General features: G+C 34.2%; 16 protein-coding genes. 9 read left to right on the forward strand and 7 right to left on the reverse strand.

Features of this window, described 5'->3' with window-relative positions; all coding sequences use genetic code 11:
• Nucleotides 1–30: 30 nt before the first annotated feature.
• Nucleotides 31–2,775, forward strand: a complete 2,745-nt coding sequence (locus JQC67_RS07900) for an AsmA-like C-terminal region-containing protein (protein ID WP_203252279.1) — start codon at nt 31–33, stop codon at nt 2,773–2,775.
• Here the strand turns inward: JQC67_RS07900 and JQC67_RS07905 are convergent.
• Nucleotides 2,768–3,562 (reverse strand): DUF2797 domain-containing protein, encoded by a 795-nt coding sequence (locus JQC67_RS07905; protein ID WP_203252280.1) that lies wholly within the window; start codon nt 3,560–3,562, stop codon nt 2,768–2,770. The two genes, JQC67_RS07900 and JQC67_RS07905, sit on opposite strands and share 8 nt — an antisense overlap.
• Before the next feature lie 66 nt (nt 3,563–3,628).
• Between JQC67_RS07905 and JQC67_RS07910 the strand changes: the two genes are divergently transcribed.
• Complete coding sequence (locus JQC67_RS07910; RefSeq protein ID WP_203252281.1) at nt 3,629–5,143, forward strand: GH3 auxin-responsive promoter family protein; 1,515 nt, start codon at nt 3,629–3,631, stop codon at nt 5,141–5,143.
• A 154-nt stretch (nt 5,144–5,297) separates the two neighbouring features.
• On the forward strand, nt 5,298–5,855 hold the full coding sequence (locus JQC67_RS07915) for a dienelactone hydrolase family protein (protein ID WP_203252282.1): 558 nt from the start codon (nt 5,298–5,300) through the stop codon (nt 5,853–5,855).
• An 81-nt stretch (nt 5,856–5,936) separates the two neighbouring features.
• On the opposite strand, the gene clpX is transcribed toward JQC67_RS07915, so the two are convergent.
• The 6 genes from clpX to JQC67_RS07945 form a co-directional block, all read right to left on the reverse strand.
• Nucleotides 5,937–7,172 (reverse strand): ATP-dependent Clp protease ATP-binding subunit ClpX, encoded by a 1,236-nt coding sequence (clpX, locus tag JQC67_RS07920; protein ID WP_203252283.1) that lies wholly within the window; start codon nt 7,170–7,172, stop codon nt 5,937–5,939.
• A gap of 6 nt (nt 7,173–7,178) precedes the next feature.
• Nucleotides 7,179–7,859 (reverse strand): ATP-dependent Clp endopeptidase proteolytic subunit ClpP, encoded by a 681-nt coding sequence (gene clpP / locus JQC67_RS07925; protein WP_203252284.1) that lies wholly within the window; start codon nt 7,857–7,859, stop codon nt 7,179–7,181.
• A gap of 151 nt (nt 7,860–8,010) precedes the next feature.
• On the reverse strand, nt 8,011–9,336 hold the full coding sequence (gene tig, locus JQC67_RS07930) for a trigger factor (RefSeq protein WP_203252285.1): 1,326 nt from the start codon (nt 9,334–9,336) through the stop codon (nt 8,011–8,013).
• A 107-nt stretch (nt 9,337–9,443) separates the two neighbouring features.
• Nucleotides 9,444–9,794 carry a phage holin family protein gene (locus JQC67_RS07935; RefSeq protein ID WP_203252286.1) on the reverse strand — a complete coding sequence of 117 codons (351 nt, stop codon included), beginning with the start codon at nt 9,792–9,794 and terminating at the stop codon, nt 9,444–9,446.
• Between the two features lie 36 nt (nt 9,795–9,830).
• Complete coding sequence (locus tag JQC67_RS07940) at nt 9,831–10,601, reverse strand: alpha/beta fold hydrolase (protein WP_203252287.1); 771 nt, start codon at nt 10,599–10,601, stop codon at nt 9,831–9,833.
• A complete protein-coding gene (locus tag JQC67_RS07945) occupies nt 10,601–11,314 on the reverse strand; it encodes a pyridoxine 5'-phosphate synthase (protein ID WP_203252288.1) in 714 nt (237 codons plus the stop codon). Before JQC67_RS07945 ends, JQC67_RS07940 begins: the two co-directional genes overlap by 1 nt.
• Before the next feature lie 92 nt (nt 11,315–11,406).
• On the opposite strand from JQC67_RS07945, the gene JQC67_RS07950 reads away from it, so the two are divergent.
• The 6 genes from JQC67_RS07950 to JQC67_RS07975 all read left to right on the forward strand — a co-directional run bounded on the left by JQC67_RS07950 (nt 11,407) and on the right by JQC67_RS07975 (nt 18,089).
• A complete protein-coding gene (locus tag JQC67_RS07950) occupies nt 11,407–12,063 on the forward strand; it encodes a CBS domain-containing protein (protein ID WP_203252289.1) in 657 nt (218 codons plus the stop codon).
• 10 nt (nt 12,064–12,073) lie between these two features.
• Nucleotides 12,074–12,955 (forward strand): NAD kinase, encoded by an 882-nt coding sequence (locus JQC67_RS07955; RefSeq protein ID WP_203252290.1) that lies wholly within the window; start codon nt 12,074–12,076, stop codon nt 12,953–12,955.
• A 112-nt stretch (nt 12,956–13,067) separates the two neighbouring features.
• Nucleotides 13,068–13,766 (forward strand): type IX secretion system protein PorG, encoded by a 699-nt coding sequence (porG, locus tag JQC67_RS07960; RefSeq protein ID WP_203252291.1) that lies wholly within the window; start codon nt 13,068–13,070, stop codon nt 13,764–13,766.
• A gap of 13 nt (nt 13,767–13,779) precedes the next feature.
• Nucleotides 13,780–14,520: an isoprenyl transferase gene (locus tag JQC67_RS07965; protein ID WP_203252292.1), complete on the forward strand. Its 741-nt coding sequence runs from the start codon at nt 13,780–13,782 to the stop codon at nt 14,518–14,520.
• Nucleotides 14,492–17,143: a BamA/OMP85 family outer membrane protein gene (locus JQC67_RS07970; RefSeq protein ID WP_203252293.1), complete on the forward strand. Its 2,652-nt coding sequence runs from the start codon at nt 14,492–14,494 to the stop codon at nt 17,141–17,143. The genes JQC67_RS07965 and JQC67_RS07970 overlap by 29 nt, the downstream gene beginning before the upstream one ends.
• A 109-nt stretch (nt 17,144–17,252) precedes the next feature.
• Nucleotides 17,253–18,089: an OmpH family outer membrane protein gene (locus JQC67_RS07975; RefSeq protein ID WP_203252294.1), complete on the forward strand. Its 837-nt coding sequence runs from the start codon at nt 17,253–17,255 to the stop codon at nt 18,087–18,089.
• The last annotated feature ends 33 nt before the right edge of the window (nt 18,090–18,122 follow it).

Consider the following 18,122-nt stretch of genomic DNA (forward strand, 5'->3'; position numbering starts at 1 on the left):
AAGTTATATAATTGCCCTAAAATCAATTACATGAAGAAGGTTTTTAAGATATTTGGTGTTGTTCTACTATTGTTAGTAATTCTAATTGTTGCTGCACCTTTTTTTCTACAAGGTAAAATTGACGATATTATAAAAAATAAAGTCAATGAAAATGTCAACGCAACCCTTGATTTTACTGATGCAGATTTAAGTTTGTTTAGCAATTTTCCGAATGCAACTGTTACACTTGAAAAAGTGTCTTTAATTAATAAGGCGCCATTTGAAGGTGATACACTTTTTGCTGCCAATGAAGTTGAATTAAAACTAGGTATAAGTCAATTTTTTAAAGAATCTGATGAACCTATTAAAATTGACCGATTTTTTGTTGACGGCGCAAACGTAAATATCAAGGTTGATGCAGAAGAGCATGCTAATTATGACATTGCTAAAAATACCGGTACCGAGGCTGAGACAACTAGTACCACTTCTGAATCTAGTTTTACACTAGCAATGGATGAATACAGTATTCAAAATTCGAAGATTCTGTATGATGATAGAAGTTCAGATATAAACTTAATGATATCTGAGTTAAATCATTCTGGTACAGGTGATCTTTCATTAGCTACATCAGAATTAAATACCAAAACTACGGCACTTGTTTCATTTGGTATGGATAGTACCTATTATTTAAAAAATCATAAGCTTTCATTAGATGCTCTTATTGGTGTTGATTTAGAAAAAATGAGATTTTCATTTCTGAAAAATGAAGCATTAGTAAATCAATTACCATTGGTTTTTGACGGTTTTGTACAAATCAATGATACGAACCAAGAGATAGATATCAACTTTAAAACTGCATCATCAGAGTTTAAAAACTTTTTAGCAGTTATTCCTGAAGAATACTCTAAAAGCCTTGATAATATAAAGACAACGGGTGATTTTATCTTAGCTGGTGAGTTTAAAGGAATAGTTGATGAAACACACATTCCTAAATTTAACATCAAGGTAAATTCCAATAATGCTTCATTTAAATATCCCGATTTACCTAAAACGGTTCGTAATATTTTTATTGATGTTGCGGTAAATAATGCAACTGGTATTAGTGCAGATACGTATGTTGATATCAATAAGCTTTCATTTATGATTGACGAAGATAAGTTCAACATGGTGTCAAAACTTAGAGACTTAACGGGTAATATGAAAGTTGACGCTCAGGTTGATGGTAAAATGAATTTAGCTAATATTTCAAAAGCATATCCGGTACCAGCAGATTTAGGTTTAAAAGGATTATTAGATGCTGATATTGACGCCAATTTTGATATGGCGTCAATTGAAAAAAAGAAATATGAAAACACTAAAATTGACGGCATCTTTAGTTTAAAAGACTTTGAATACAATTCTGAAGAAATGGCAAATCCGGTAAAGATTGCCGCTACAAAATTGACTTTTACACCAAATAAAGTTGTTTTAAATGAATTACAAGGTAGTACTGGTAAGACAGATTTTAACGCCACAGGTACTATAGATAATTTGTTGGGTTTTATGTTTAATGATGAAAAGGTAAAAGGTGATTTTGATTTAAATTCAAATACTTTTTCATTAAATGATTTTATGACTGCGGATGTAGTAGAAGCGAAAGATACTATCGGTGAAACAAATTCTGAACCTGTTGCTAGTGGTGAAGAATCGTTGAAAATTCCTTCTTTTTTAGATTGTACGATTAATGCAAGTGCAGCAACGGTTTTATATGATAATCTTACCTTAAAAAATGTAAAAGGAAGTTTGTTAATTAAAGATGAAACCGCAACGTTAAAAAATATGACCTCTTCAATGTTTGATGGAAAAATGGGTTTTAACGGAAAAGTGTCTACAAAAAATGAGATTCCTGATTTTGGAATGAAACTTGACATTAAGAATTTTAAAATCAGTGAAACTTTTGATTCATTTGATTTATTTAAAACTTTAGCCCCAGTTGCTGGTATTTTGCGTGGAGCATTAGATTCTGAAATTGAAATTTCAGGTAAATTAAATGATGATTTTACGCCAGATATGGCAACCATTTCCGGAGACGTTTTGGCAGAGTTATTACAATCAGAATTGGATCCTAAAAAAGCAGCTTTTTTAAGCAAAATAGGGGAGAAGTTAAGTTTTCTAAAACCAGAGAATTTAGATTTAAAAGGGTTGAAAACAGCATTAACTTTTGAAAATGGTGAAGTAAAGGTGAAGCCTTTTACTGTAAAATATCAAGATATAAATATGAATGTATCGGGTAGTCACACATTTGATCAAAAATTAAATTATGCGGCTTCAATTGAGGTGCCAGCAAAATATTTAGGTAGTGAAATTAATAGCCTAATAGCAAAAATTGATGATAGTTCATTGAAAGACTTGACCATTCCTGTTACTGCCAATATTGGAGGTAATTATGCGAGTCCTGATGTAACAACAGATTTAACAGGTGGCGTAAAAAGTCTGACCTCAAAACTAGTAGAGATTGAGAAACAGAAATTAATTAATAAAGGAAAAGACAAAGCTAAAGATTTGTTGAAAGGTGTTCTAGGTTCAAATAAAGATGATAGTGAAGCACCTGCTGAAAATAAATCTAAAGAAGAAAGTGCAAAAGAGGTTTTATCAGGAATACTAGGTGGTAATAAAGACAAAGAAACTACTGAAACTAAAGCTGATTCTACCGAGGCAACTGAGAAAAAAGAAGAGCAAAAGGAAGCGGTTAAAGAAAAGGCAAAAGATATTCTAGGTGGTTTTTTAGGTAAAAAGAAAAAAGAAGGGACTAACTAATTGAAAGTCCAACATAATAACCTTCGCTACCGCGCACATTAAAGACTGTATTGTCTTCAAATATCAAATACTGTCCTTTAATACCTTTTAATACTCCTGAGAAATTTGGTGTTTTTGTTAGGTTGAGGCTCTTAACTTTTTCTGGGTATTGAAGTACCGGAAAATCTAAATTTGTTTCAGTATTGTTTTCTATAAAATATTCTTGTGCTTCGGCTGGTATATATTGTTTTAGTTTGGCTCGCCATTCCACTAGATTCTCATCATCTACATTATTTGTGAGCATTTTACGCCAATTGGTTTTATCTCCAACATGGTCTTTCAATGAAACTTCTGTAATGCCGGCCAAATACCGATTCGGTACTTCAACAATTTCAATTGCTTCATGTGCACCTTGATCAATCCATCTAGTGGGTACTTGAGCTTTTCGAGTAACTCCAACTTTTACATTGCTTGAGTTTGCTAAGTAAACAATGTGAGGTTGTAACTGCGCTTTTTTCTCATATTCAAGATTTCGATCTTCTTTATTTAGATGGGCTGTGCTAAGTTCAGGTCGCATAATCCAATCACCTGCCGCAGGGGTTTCGAAAAAACAACTTTGGCAAAATCCTTGTCGGTATATTGGTTTGTCTTTACCGCAACTTAAACATTGATATTTAATAAAATCAATTTGTAGTTGTTTGTCAAGTATTTGATTTACATTCAAGAAATCGTTCTCAAAAATCATAAAATATTGAATCGGGTTTCCGATTTCAGTTTGCATTTTTCGTAGAACTCCCTCGTATTGCATGCGTTATATTGTTACTTGAAAATGATAGTTTAATACATTAATTTAGAAGGCTAAATATACCTAAAAATGTCAATACCATTATTCAATTCTATTGCTTCTTGGCTTTTGAAAAAACGCTATCACCAGATAGAGTTATTTTTAAAATATCCTGAAGAAGTACAAGAAGAAGTATTGCGGCAGTTGTTAGAAATTGCTGAAGATACAGAGGTTGGTAAAAGGTATGAATTTGAATCTATAGGTAATTATCAGACTTTTCAAGAGCGAGTACCTATTCAATCATATGAAGAAATAGAACCTATTATAGAAAGAACAAGACGCGGCGAACAGAATATTTTTTGGCCTACTTCTATTAAATGGTTTGCAAAAAGTAGCGGAACTACTAATGCGAAAAGCAAATTTATCCCGGTTAGTGCTGAAGCATTAGAAGATTGTCATTATAAATCTGGTAAAGATTTGTTATGCTTGTATTTGAACAATAACGAAAATTCTCAATTGTTTACGGGTAAGAGCTTGCGTTTAGGGGGTAGTAAAGAGCTCTATGAAGATAATGGTTCGTTATTCGGAGATTTGTCTGCCATACTAATTGATAACATGCCCTTGTGGGCAGAATTTAGTAGCACACCTAGTAATAAGGTTTCATTAATGAGTGAGTGGGAACATAAGCTCAAAGCTATCATTCATGAAAGCAAACAAGAGAATGTAACTAGTTTAGCTGGTGTGCCTTCTTGGATGCTCGTTTTGCTGAATGATGTAATTCAAGAAACAGGTAAGGATCATCTTTTTCAAGTTTGGGAAAATCTAGAGGTATATTTTCATGGCGGTGTAAGTTTCAACCCGTATAAAGAGCAGTATAAAAAACTACTACCGAGAAAGAGTTTTCAGTACTACGAAATATATAATGCTTCTGAGGGGTTTTTTGCAATTCAAGATCGTAATGGTGCGAATGATTTATTGTTGATGTTAGATTATGGTATTTTCTATGAATTTATTCCTATGGATGAATACGGAACGGAAGGGCAGCAAGCTATTCCGTTGTGGGAAGTTAAAATTGGTAAGAACTATGCAATAATAATTACCACCAATTCAGGTTTATGGCGATATAAAATAGGTGACACCATACGTTTTACCTCTACAAATCCGTATCGAATAAAAGTAACGGGGCGTACAAAACACCATATTAATGTATTTGGCGAAGAATTAATTATAGAAAATGCTGAAGAGGCGTTAAAGAGTATTTGTAAAAAAACTGGTGCTGAAATTAAAGATTATACAGCAGGGCCAATATTTATGGTGGGCAAAGAAAAGGGAGCACACGAATGGATTATAGAATTCAGAAGACCACCAGAAGATCTAGATTACTTCACCGAACTTTTAGATAATGCATTAAAATCTCTGAATTCTGACTACGAGGCCAAACGTTATAATAATATAACACTCAACTTACCTAGCGTTCATGTTGCACGTGAAAATTTATTCTATGATTGGTTAAAGTCAAATGATAAATTAGGAGGTCAACACAAAATTCCACGCTTGTCTAACAGACGAGATTACATTGAAGAATTGCTGAAAATGAACGGTTAAGATTTACTTTTTTAACTTACCATTAAGATATTTAGGTGCAAAAGAGGCCTATGTCGAAGTTTTACATCCGATGAACAAATAAATGCTGAATTCATGCGTTTAATGTTCAATTTGCCAATCTAAATCTTATTATACACACAAAAACAACAAAATTATGGCAGAGAGACTAGTCGTCTTATCGGATATGTGGGGAGTGAAAAAAGGATTATGGATTACCTCTTACTTGGGGTATCTTCAACAGTATTATGATATTGTTTTCTATGATGTGCAACAGTTAGCACATATAGATTTAGCAGTAAATGATAAAGAAAACTTGCATCAAGCATTTGTAGATGGAGGTATTGATACTGCTGTAGCACATTTAATTCGTAAAGAAAGAAAAGCATCTCATTATTTAGCTTTTAGTACAGGTGGAACAATTGCGTGGAGAGCCGGTTTAAGAGGTTTGCCAATGAAATCATTGTACACTGTTTCTCCAACACGAATTCGTGAAGAAGAAGCAAAACCAGAATGTCCGATGAATATAATTTTTGGAGGTAATGATTCATTTATGCCAAAAGAGTCTTGGGCACAAAAGGTTGGCGCGGAGTTAGAAGTGATTCCAAATTTTGGTCATGAGTTGTATACTGATGAAAAAATTATCAGTAAAGTGTGTCAAGATTTATTGACCAATGTTACTCAAGTAAAATTTAAAGAAAGAAAAGTAGTCTAGAGTTTGGCTACAAAAAATGATATAAAAAAAACCTCGGAAGCAATTCCGAGGTTTTTTTATGGACTGTATTTATGTAATGTATTATGAAACTGCCTTCAGTTTTTTGATGGTTTCATAATTCAATTTGCTTTCAGCATAAGGCTTACTTACTTTAAATTCTTTTTCACCACTAGTAGGCATTTCAAACATTGCGTCAGTGAAAATAGCCTCGCATAATGAACGAAGCCCTCTTGCGCCTAACTTATATTCAATAGCCTTTTTAACAATATAATCTAATGCCTGATCAGTAATAGAAAAGGTTATGCCATCCATTGCGAATAGCTTTTCATATTGCTTTATAATGGCATTCTTAGGTTCAGTAAGAATGGCGCGCAAAGTTTTCTCGTCTAACGGATTCATATGAGTTAAGACAGGAAGCCTTCCTATTATCTCAGGAATCAATCCGAAGTCTTTTAAATCCTTAGGAATAATATATTGTAAAATGTTAGCTTCGTCTAGGTTCTCTTCGGCTTTAGTAGCGCTATATCCTATTGACTGTAGATTCAATCTTTTAGATATTGCACGTTCTATTCCGTCAAAAGCTCCACCAGCAATAAAGAGAATATTCTCAGTATTAACTTCTATGAATTTTTGATCAGGATGCTTTCTTCCTCCTTTAGGTGGAACATTAACCGTAGTACCTTCTAGTAATTTCAAAAGACCTTGTTGAACACCTTCACCAGAAACATCTCTAGTTATTGATGGGTTGTCGCTTTTACGTGCAATTTTATCAATTTCATCAATAAAAACGATACCTCTTTCGGTTTTCTCAAGATTGTAATCTGCAGCTTGTAATAGGCGAGTTAAAATACTTTCAACATCTTCACCTACATAACCAGCTTCGGTTAAAACCGTAGCATCAACTATAGCTAAGGGCACATTTAACATACGTGCAATAGTCTTAGCCATTAGGGTTTTACCAGTACCGGTTTGCCCCACCATAATGATGTTACTTTTCTGAATTTCTACGTCATCATCATTAGAACTTGATTGTAATAGTCTTTTGTAATGATTGTAAACCGCCACAGACATCACTTTCTTAGTTCGCTCTTGGCCAATAATGAAAGTGTCAAGAAATCCTTTAATTTCTTTAGGCTTCTTTAGTATTAATTCGGAAGACAGATCATTCGTTTTCGACTGCTTTGATTCCTCCGCCACTATACCATGTGCCTGCTCAATACATCTATCGCAGATATGAGCATCTAGACCAGCTATTAAAAGATTGGTCTCTGGTTTTTTCCTTCCGCAGAACGAACATTCTAAATTTTCCTTTGCCATACTAACTTATTCCTTCTCTCTAACTAATATTTCGTCAATCATACCGTATTTCTTAGCTTCATCAGCTTTCATCCAGTAATCTCGATCACTATCATCATGTACTTTTTTAATAGTCTGGCCAGAATGTTCAGCGATGATTTCATATAATTCATCTTTCAACTTAAGAATTTCCCTTGCGGTAATTTCTATATCACTAGCCTGACCTTGCGCACCACCCATAGGCTGGTGAATCATTACACGTGAATGTTTCAATCCGCTACGCTTGCCCTTTTCGCCAGCACAAAGTAAAACTGCACCCATTGAGGCAGCCATTCCTGTACAAATAGTAGCCACATCTGGACTAATAAATTGCATAGTGTCATAAATGCCCAAACCAGCATAAACACTACCGCCAGGTGAATTGATGTAAATTTGTATGTCTTTAGTAGCATCTACACTAGCTAAAAACAATAATTGTGCTTGAACAATGTTTGCAACTTGGTCATTAATGCCAGTACCAAGAAAAATAATGCGATCCATCATCAATCTTGAGTAAACATCCATGGCAATAACATTCATTTGCCGTTCTTCTATAATATTAGGTGTCATATTCACCGGGTACATGCTACTCATTATTTTATCATAATGGGTACTGCTGATGCCCTGATGATTTATGGCGTAATTTTTAAATTCTTTTCCGTAGTCCATGTAATATTTGAGTGATATTTAAATAAAAAAAGGTGCCGAAGCATAAAGTTCGGCACGATAAAGATACTAATTTATAATAAGATCGCTGTTTCAGCTGTACTCAAAAGCGTGTAATTAAGGGCGAAGGACTTATTAATTCGATAAACTGAATTTAAGATCCGTAAACTTCACTTACAAACTTGTCATATGTAAGTTCTTTCGTCTTTAAATTAACTTTTTCTTTATATAAAGTAAGTAGTTTTTGACTCATTAGCTGCTCAGAAAGGCGTTTTACTTCATCTTGGTTGCCCATCACTCTAGCTGCAATTGAATCTAATTCAGCTTCTTCTGGGTTCAATTGCCCATATTGCGCCATTTGTGATTTGATGAAACCTTTAGCAAACTCTTTAAGCTCTTCAAACTGAACTTGAATTTCGTTCTCTTGAATGATTTTGCCTTCAATTAATTGATAACGTAAGCCTTTTTCAGATTTTTGAAACTCTTCGCTTGCTTCATCTTCAGTTAACGGATTCTCCCCAGTCATTTTAATCCACTTAGTCAAGAATTCAACCGGAAGATCAAACTTTGTATTTTCAATAAAATATTCAGTAATGTCATTCAAAAGCTTTTGGTCTGCTTGTTGTTCAAACTGCTTTTCTGAATCTTCTTTGATTTTAGCTTTCAATTCTTCTTCAGACTTTACAGTGTCTTTTCCGAAGAGTTTATCAAACAATTCTTGGTCTAGATTTGCTGGTTCGCGTTCGTTGATTTCTTGAATTTCAAATTCAACATCAATGTTTAAGCCTTCACCTTTTTCAGCTGAAACACCTAACGCATGTGTAAGTAAATGATCTTCTTTGAAAAGTCCTTTAGTGCTTAAAGTAACAACATCACCAACTTTTTTGCCTACAAGCGCATCTGTTGCTTTTTTACTCTTAACCTTGTCAAGCTCAATAACAAATCTGTTTTCAATTTCTTCAGCTTCATTTTTGAAAAGGCCGCTGATTTCATCTACTTTGCTAACTTCTTTTTTACTTACAAGCTTACCGTATTGTTTTTGAATACGCTCAACTTGCTCGTCAATCATCTTTTGATCAGCGACTATTTTATAACTTGTAATAGGCTTCTTTGTCTGTAATGACACCTCAAAACTAGGAGCAAGACCTAATTCAAACTCAAAGTCGAACTCTTCTTTGTCCCAATCAAAATTATCTTGTTGTTTTGGTAAAGGGTTTCCTAAAACATCAAGTTTTTCTTCGGTAAGATATTTGTTGAGGTTGTCTTGTAATAATTTATTGACTTCATCAACTAAAACAGCCTTGCCGTATTGTTTCTTTATAAGGCCTATAGGTACTTGGCCTTTTCTAAAACCAGGTATATTAGCCTGCTTTCTATAATCTTTTAATATTTTCTCGACATTCTCTTGGTAATCGTCTTTAGTGATGGCCACTTTAACTATGGCGTTCAAATCGTCGACCTGTTCTTTCGTAATATTCATATATCTTTTTTTCCTAAATCCCATTTTTAGCGGGATGCAAAATTAGTATATTTTCTTAAGTACGACAAGTTTTTAAGAGGCTAGTTGCCAATGTCTTTCATCAATATTTATTGCTTTTTATCCTTTTTAAGGAAAGAAAAAAGAATTGATTGGAAAAGACTCAAAAGCAAACTAAAAATTAAGGCCCACCAAATATTGGAAACGTTGAATCCTTCAACAAAGTAATCAGCCAATAGAATTATACAAGCGTTTACAATTAATAAGAAAAGGCCAAGCGTAATAATAGTGACTGGTAAAGTTAGAATTACCAATATGGGTTTTACAATAAAATTTAGCAGACCAAGCACTATGGCTACAATTATAGCCGTAAGATAGCTGTCTACGCCTACACCTGGTAAAATTTTAGATAAGACAACCACTGCCACGGCACTTAGTAATACTCTTAATATTAAATTCATGATGTTATAATTTTATACGTGTTTTAAATATACTGTTTATGCTTTTAGAAAAGATAGTGATTTTGTGAAAAATTCACTCGGATTCTCTGCGTGCAGCCAATGACCTGCTTTAGCTATGGTTTCAATTGTAGCCTTCGGGAAATGATTTTTAATAACAGTTTCGTCAGATGCAATAACATATTCAGATCGTTCCCCTTTTAAAAACAGCGTTGGACCTTCAAAAATTGACCCAGACTCAATGTTTTCACCAACTTCTTCCATGCGATTTGAAAGCACTTTCAAATTAAAGCGCCAGCCCAATTTAACTTTTTCAACCCAATAGAGGTTTTTTAATAAAAATTGCCGTACACCGTACTCACTTAAATGCTTTTCTAATTCAGCTTCAGCTTGTGATCGCGAGTCTATCGCTGATAAATTTAATTGGTTAAGTGCGTCAATTATATTCTGATGGTGTGGCGGATAAAATTTTGGCGCTATATCAGCAACAATTAATTTTTCGACTCTTTCAGAATTTACACAGGCCAATTGCATTGCGGTTTTACCTCCCATTGAATGGCCAATTATATAAGCCTTTTCAATTTGGTGGTGTGTCATATAATCTACAATATCTGCTGCTAAAATTTCATAGTTGAATTCGTCTGACCAAAAGCTTTTACCGTGATTGCGTTGGTCAACTAAATGCACCTGAAATCCTTCTTCGGCATATTTAGATCCAAGTGTTTTCCAGTTGTCAGACATCCCTAGAAAACCATGTAAGATTATCAATGGTTTGCCTTCTCCTATAATTTTAGAATGCAGTATTTCCATTACTTCAATCGATTTAAATACATATTTATAACATTATCTAATCCTAGATAAAGAGATTCAGATATTAGCGCATGACCAATAGAAACCTCTAGCAGGTTTGGTATGTTTTCTTTAAAGAATTTTATGTTATCTAAATTTAGATCATGCCCTGCGTTTATGCCGACGCCAAATTTAGAAGCGGTTTTAGCGGCTTTAACAAAAGGTGTAATTGCTAATTTATTGCCTTTAGCAAATTCTTCAGCAAAACTTTCAGTATAAAGTTCAATTCTATCAGTTCCAGTTTTGGCAGCACCTTCAACCATTTTAGTGTCAGGGTCAACAAAGATTGATGTTCGAATTCCTTTTGCTCTAAAAGTAGCAATTACCTCGGTTAGAAAATCAGCATGTTTTCTAGTATCCCAGCCAGCATTTGAGGTAATAGCATCAACAGCGTCAGGCACCAAAGTAACTTGCGTAGGATTTACTTCTAAAACCAAATCAATAAATTTCTGATTTGGGTTACCTTCAATATTAAATTCTGTAGTGACTATTTTCTTTAGATCTCTAGCATCTTGATAACGAATATGGCGCTCGTCAGGGCGCGGATGAATGGTGATGCCTTGACCCCCAAAAGACTCAATATCAGCTGCAACCTTTAGTAAATTTGGCACATTACCACCCCTCGAATTGCGAAGCGTGGCTATTTTGTTTACGTTAACACTAAGTTTTGTCATAAATACGTTATCCTATTATTGATGTGGCAAAATTACGAATTAGGCACGCCTTTTGTTATATTAATTAGTAATTTGCAACAATAATTTTAGTTATGCCTTTACGAACCCATATCATTAATGACATTGCCGTTTTTGCGGTGGAAGACTCGATTTCTAAAATCGTTGATTTCTTTCATGATAGTACATATTCTCATGTGGCTGTTACTGAAAAAAATCAATTTTTAGGTGTTTTGAGTGATGAGGATGTTCATGATTTTGAAGCGGATAAAAAGCTTGCAGACTATCGTTATAATATGGAATCTTTTTTTGTTAGAAAAGAAACCAATTGGCTCGATGTTTTAGAGACTTTTGCTAGAAATGAAGCTAATTTGATTCCTATTCTTAATGAACAGAATGAAGTATTAGGTTATTATGATTTAACTGATATCTGTGCTTTTTTTATTAATACTCCTTTTTTCACTGAACCAGGTGGTATTATAGTTTTAGCTAGCGGTATAAAAGATTATTCTTTTAGTGAGATTGCCCAGATTGTAGAAAGTAATAATACTAGGGTAATTGGTGCATTTATTACAGATATTCGCAATGATGTGATTCAAATAACTTTAAAAATTGGCACCACGGATCTCAATGAAGTGCTGCAGACGTTTAGACGTTATAACTATAATGTATTATTCGGAAATCATGATGACCAATTCATTGAGGATCTTAAACAACGGTCAGACTACCTAGAGAAGTATTTAAACGTTTAAATCGAATCACGTGAAAGTTGCCATATATGGTTTAACCAATCAAGATGACGCCTTAGATGCTGTCGAAGAATTGTTGCTTGAACTTAAAAAAGAGAATGCTGTGGTTTTTGTAGAAGAAGACTTTCAGTCAATTTTATCAACCAGAAATACTGCATTACAATATAAAACATTTACCACAGAAGAAGGCTTAGACAGTTCGTTTGATATGTTTGTTAGCTTTGGAGGAGATGGTACTATTTTACGTGCGACTACATTTGTGCGTGATTTAGGTATTCCGATTGTTGGAGTAAATACGGGTAGGTTGGGTTTTCTTTCAACTTTCAAGAAAGAGGAAGTGCGAAAGGTTGTTACAGAATTTCTTAGTAATTCATATAGGGTAGTTGAACGCAGTTTAGTAGAAGTTACAGCAGATTTTGAAATACCCGAGTTTAAAACAATGAATTTTGCCCTAAATGAGGTAAGTGTCAGTCGAAAAGATACCACTTCAATGATTACTATTGAAACACATTTGAATGATGAGTATTTAACTTCGTATTGGGCAGATGGTTTAATAATATCTACGCCTACGGGTTCTACAGGATATTCGCTAAGTTGTGGAGGTCCGGTTATTGTGCCTTCAGCTAAATCATTAGTGTTAACGCCCATAGCACCACATAATTTAAATGCAAGACCACTTGTAATTTCTGACGATACTGTTATTCGATTAAAGGTTTCAGGTAGAGAAGAGAATCATTTAGTATCATTAGATTCTAGATTGGCTTCCATTGAAAATGAACAAGAAATAATAGTGAAGCGAGCCGACTTCACAATTAAGATGATTGAATACACTTCTGAGAGCTTTTTGAAAACATTACGTAATAAATTGTTATGGGGTGAAGATCGCCGTAATTGAACGTGGTCACAACAATAAATGAGATCAAAACCTGTTTATCATTTGAGAACATGAATGAAACAATTCTATTTAGAGTAATAGCAATTGTTTTGTTTGTAAATTTTTGAGTTACATGAAACGATTAATCGTTGTAATTTTTGTTTTGTTGGTTAGCCAAATCTCAGCACAAACCTATGAGGTTGGGGCGTTTTTAGGTGGTGCTAATAATATTGGAGATGTTGGTCGCACTAATTTTATTTTACCATCTGGTATTGCATATGGCGGTCTATTTAAGTGGAATAAAAGTAAGCGCTATGCATGGCGAGCTAGTGTTGTACATGGTAAATTCACGGCAGATGATAACAAATCTAGTATTGCTTCTCGTAGGCAACGCGGTTATGTGGTAAAAAATGCCATAACTGAAGCCTCTTTGGGTTTAGAATTTAATTTTGTAGAATACAATTTGCATAAGTTAGGTCATGCGTTTACACCTTATTTATATACAGGTGTTACATATTTTAGATATGATTTTAATTATTTTGATGCAGGTCAGTTAATTAACTTTAATCAAACTGACGGATCATTCGCAATACCAATGACAGTTGGCGCTAAGTACAGATTAAATCAATTTTTTATATTAGGGGTAGAAATAGGAGCTCGGTATACTTTTACTGATAATTTAGATGCAAGTAACCCCTCTAAATCAAAATTGATTAGTAATCAATTAGATGTTGATTTTGGTAATATTTTTAGTGATGACTGGTATGTTTTCTCTGGATTAACATTAACTTACACCTTCGGCAGAAAACCATGTCAAGATTGTTTTGAGTAAGAATTTCCAAGGTATGACCACCATCGAAGATATAGATAAAGAAAAGTTGCCTCGTCACTTAGCCATTATTATGGATGGAAATGGCCGCTGGGCTAAAGAACGTGGAAAATTACGTGTATTCGGTCACGAGAATGGCGTAAAAACAGTACGTTCTACGGTAGAGAATTGCGTTAAACTAGGTCTAGAGTACCTCACTTTATATACTTTTTCAACAGAAAACTGGAACAGACCTAAACTTGAAGTTGATACGCTAATGCGACTTTTGGTTTCTTCATTAAGAAAAGAACTTAAAACTTTTAACAAAAATAATGTCAGATTGAATACAATCGGCAATATTGCATCTTTGCCCCAAAAAGCACAAAAAGAATTAGAGGAGACTATTTTAAAAACACAGAAGAATACGGGTCTCACGCTTACTTTGGCACTTAGTTATGGCTCACGAGAAGAGCTGACAAATGCTATGAAGCAGATTGCAATCAAAGTTAAAAATAATATAATTTCACCTGAAAATATTGATGAAACCATTATTAATACTCATCTTTACACGCAAAATTTGCCTGACGTAGACTTGCTTATCCGTACCAGTGGGGAACATAGGATAAGCAATTTTTTACTTTGGCAGATAGCCTACGCAGAATTATATTTTATTGATGTATTTTGGCCCAATTTTAATGAGCATCATTTAGCGGAAGCCATTAAGAATTACCAGAATAGAGAACGAAGATTTGGAAAAACTAGCGAACAACTCAATTAACTACTCAAAAAGGTTCAATCTTTTTGAACTATTATTCTCACTTCTAATATTTTTTACCGTTTCGGGTATTGAGGCGCAAGAAGCCTCGTATGATGAAGGTAAAAAGTATATACTAGGAGGGCTTGAAGTCACAGGCCTACAGAGTTATAATGAACAAACCGTAAAAACATATACTGGTCTACGAGTTGGGCAACCAATAACGGTGCCTGGTGATCAGATTAGTGCTATAATTAGTAAATTATGGGGGCTTGAGCTTTTTAGTGCCATTGATTTTTATATTACCAATATTAAGGATGATAAAATCTTCTTAGAGCTTGAAATTAAAGAGCGACCAACACTCTCGGCAATTACTGTTAACGGTGTAAAACCAAGAAAAGTAGAAAAGATATTAGAAGATACAGATTTAAAAAAGGGAAAAAAGATTACTGAAAGTCTTATTGCCAATACTAAAAACTATCTTCAAAACAAGTATAAAAAGTTAGGATACTTAAATACTAAGGTTAACATTATTACTGCTAAAGATACCATTGATTCCAATACCCAGAAAATGGTTATTAACGTTGATAAAGGTGATAAAGTAAAAATCAAGAGTATTGAGTTTGAAGGCAATGAGCAACTTGTTGCAAAAAAGCTTCGTAAATCAATGAAAAAAACCAAACAGAAGTTGTTTTATCGTGTTTGGAAAAAATCAAAATACATTGAAGAAGATTATCAAAATGATTTAGGTCTATTGATTGATAAATTTGCCGAGAATGGGTATCGTGATGCACGAGTAATTTCTGATTCATTAATTAAAATAGATGAGAATAATATTGCTATAAAGATTAAAGTAGAAGAAGGAAATAAATACTACTTCGGTGATATTAATTTTGTTGGTAACAGTGTTTATACTGACCGGCAGTTAGGCCAGGTGTTGGGCATTAAAAAAGGGCAAACCTATAATGGGGTTGAATTAAGAAAGCGTATTGCTGATGATTCTAGTCCGGATGCAGCTGATATTACCAACCTTTATCAAAATAATGGGTATTTGTTTTCGAGTATCAATCCAGTAGAAATCTCTGCTGCTAATGATACTATTAACTTTGAAATACGAATTATTGAGGGAAAAGAAACCTTTTTAAATCATGTTACAGTTGAAGGAAATGATAGAACAAATGATCATGTAATTTTTAGAGAATTACGTACAAGACCGGGTCAAAAATATAATAAGTCGAATATCATTAGAAGTATTCGAGAATTAGGACAATTGGGTTATTTTGATGCTGAGCAAATTAAACCAGATGTATTAAATGCACAGCCGAATGAAGGTACTGTTGATATTAAGTATGGTTTAATTGAAGCGGGTTCAAGTCAAATTGAATTGCAAGGTGGCTACGGTGGTGGTGGATTCATTGGTACGCTAGGGCTTTCATTTAGTAACTTTTCAATGAAAAACCTTTTCAAGGGTGAAGAGTATAAGCCTGTGCCAATGGGTGATGGTCAAACCTTTGCTTTGCGTTTGCAGGCAAGTAGAACCTATCGTATTTATAGTCTGAATTTTGCAGAACCTTGGTTTGGTGGTAAAAAACCGGTACGATTTAGTATTAATGCCTCACAGACAAAACAGTTTGCAGCATCTTATAATTCTAATGGAAGTATAGAAAGGGATCCAGATCGTGGTTTTTCTATAACTGGTATTACCTTAGGTTTGGCTAAAAGAGTTCAATGGCCAGATGATTACTTCACGATATCGCATTCAGTTGGTTATCAATTGTATGATTTTGATGATTATAATATAGGTCTCTTTAGTTTTGGTAACGGTAGGTCAAATTCTTTCACCTATACTTTTGGACTTTCAAGAAACTCACAAGAAGGTGGGCGTATATTCCCTAGAGGAGGCTCTAATTTTGAATTTACAGCTAAAGTGACTCCGCCGTATTCTTTGTTCAGTAACAAAGACTTTGGTGCAATTACAAAAGAAAGTACCGATTTGTTAACTGAAATTTCAGAAAGAAGTGCTATTGACCCAGCAGATCCATTACTTAGTGTGTTAAATACACAACGTGAAGGATTAGAAGAAGAGCGCTTTAAATGGTTAGAGTACTATAAAATAAAGTTTAAAGGCGATTGGTATACTACGTTAGTTGGTGATTTGGTAATGCGTACAAACGTAGAGTTTGGATTCTTAGGAGCATACAATCATGATATAGGCAATGTGCCTTTTGAACGTTTCTTTGTTGGTGGTGATGGTTTAGGAAACTTTACTTTAGATGGTAGAGATGTAGTACAGCTAAGAGGTTATGAAAACCAAGCATTGACGCCTGTAGATCCTATTACTGGTAATCAAGAAGGTGCAATTGTTTACAATAAATTTTCATTAGAGTTGAGATATCCACTTACTTTAAAGCCATCTGCTTCCATTTACGGACTAGCTTTTTTAGAGGGTGGGCGTGGTTTCAACAATTTTCAAGAATTTAATCCGTTTGAACTAAAACGGTCGGCTGGTGTGGGGCTTCGCATTTTTATGCCAGCGTTTGGTCTATTGGGTATTGATTTTGGCTACGGGTTTGACGAAAGTCTTGCTCCTGGTGCTAGCGGCCCAAGTGGATTACAAACGCACTTCATCATTGGTCAACAGTTCTAAACAAATAAATTTAGTTCAGAAAATTAATCATGTCAATAGCTAAACGACTCATTTTAAAAGTTTTAGTAAATTTGGCACGATATTTTCTATAGTTTAAAACGATTAAGAAATGAAGACAAAATCAAACGTTCTTTTACTTTTGGCTATAGTGCTGTTTTCATCGAATGCCATTGCTCAAGCACGTGGAGTTCGAATTGCATATGTAGACATGGAATACATTTTAGAAAATGTAGAAGAGTACCGTGACGCAACTGAACAATTAGAAAATAAGGTTCAGAAGTGGAAAGTAGAGGTAGAGCAAAAGCTAAGTGCTGTTGATCAAATGAAAAAAGATTTGATGGCTGAGCGTGTATTATTAACAGATGAGTTAATTTCAGAGCGCGAAGAAGATATTGCTATTGCTGAAAAAGAAATGGTAGAATATCAACAAGATCGTTTTGGACCACAAGGTGACTTAGTGCTTCAGAAGAGAATGTTAATACAGCCGATTCAAGATCAAGTCTTTAATGAGGTGCAGAAGATTGGAGCAAATAAAAAATACGATTTTATTTTTGATAAATCTGCGGATGTCGTAATGTTGTATTCTGAAAAAAGGCACGATATTAGTGATTTAATCCTTAGAGGAATAGCACGTACAAGAAAGGTTAGCAAACCAAATAAAAAAGCAGAGAAAAGTCGTTTAGAAGAATTTGATAGTGAGGCAGCTGAAGAAAGAATAAGTGATGCGCTTCTAGAACGACAAGAAAAGGCAAAGCAAGCGCAAGAAGCAAGAGCTAAGTCGGCAGATGAAAAGAGAGCTGATCAAATAAAATTACGTGAAGAACGTAAGAAAGCATATGAAGAAAGAAGAAAGAAGCTGTTAGAAGAAAGAGCAGCAGAGAAAAAGGCGAAAGAAGAAGATAGAAAAAAGGATGATTCTGATTCTGAAAGTCGAGACGATAGTTGAATTTAAAAAATAATTAACCACAAATAATTAACA

It is taken from the genome of Aurantibacter crassamenti (assembly GCF_016811105.1).
Lineage (GTDB): Bacteria > Bacteroidota > Bacteroidia > Flavobacteriales > Flavobacteriaceae > Aurantibacter_A > Aurantibacter_A crassamenti.

Bases quoted from the DNA above. Each gene is read 5' to 3' on its own strand.
- JQC67_RS07935 (WP_203252286.1), bottom strand. From the start codon at position 9,794: ATGAATTTAATATTAAGAGTATTACTAAGTGCCGTGGCAGTGGTTGTC.
- clpX (WP_203252283.1), bottom strand. From the start codon at position 7,172: ATGGCAAAGGAAAATTTAGAATGTTCGTTCTGCGGAAGGAAAAAACCA.
- JQC67_RS07950 (WP_203252289.1), top strand. From the start codon at position 11,407: ATGCCTTTACGAACCCATATCATTAATGACATTGCCGTTTTTGCGGTG.
- JQC67_RS07900 (WP_203252279.1), top strand. From the start codon at position 31: ATGAAGAAGGTTTTTAAGATATTTGGTGTTGTTCTACTATTGTTAGTA.
- porG (WP_203252291.1), top strand. From the start codon at position 13,068: ATGAAACGATTAATCGTTGTAATTTTTGTTTTGTTGGTTAGCCAAATC.
- JQC67_RS07915 (WP_203252282.1), top strand. From the start codon at position 5,298: ATGGCAGAGAGACTAGTCGTCTTATCGGATATGTGGGGAGTGAAAAAA.
- JQC67_RS07910 (WP_203252281.1), top strand. From the start codon at position 3,629: ATGTCAATACCATTATTCAATTCTATTGCTTCTTGGCTTTTGAAAAAA.
- JQC67_RS07975 (WP_203252294.1), top strand. From the start codon at position 17,253: ATGAAGACAAAATCAAACGTTCTTTTACTTTTGGCTATAGTGCTGTTT.
- JQC67_RS07945 (WP_203252288.1), bottom strand. From the start codon at position 11,314: ATGACAAAACTTAGTGTTAACGTAAACAAAATAGCCACGCTTCGCAAT.
- clpP (WP_203252284.1), bottom strand. From the start codon at position 7,859: ATGGACTACGGAAAAGAATTTAAAAATTACGCCATAAATCATCAGGGC.
- JQC67_RS07965 (WP_203252292.1), top strand. From the start codon at position 13,780: ATGACCACCATCGAAGATATAGATAAAGAAAAGTTGCCTCGTCACTTA.
- JQC67_RS07905 (WP_203252280.1), bottom strand. From the start codon at position 3,562: ATGCAATACGAGGGAGTTCTACGAAAAATGCAAACTGAAATCGGAAAC.
- JQC67_RS07940 (WP_203252287.1), bottom strand. From the start codon at position 10,601: ATGGAAATACTGCATTCTAAAATTATAGGAGAAGGCAAACCATTGATA.
- tig (WP_203252285.1), bottom strand. From the start codon at position 9,336: ATGAATATTACGAAAGAACAGGTCGACGATTTGAACGCCATAGTTAAA.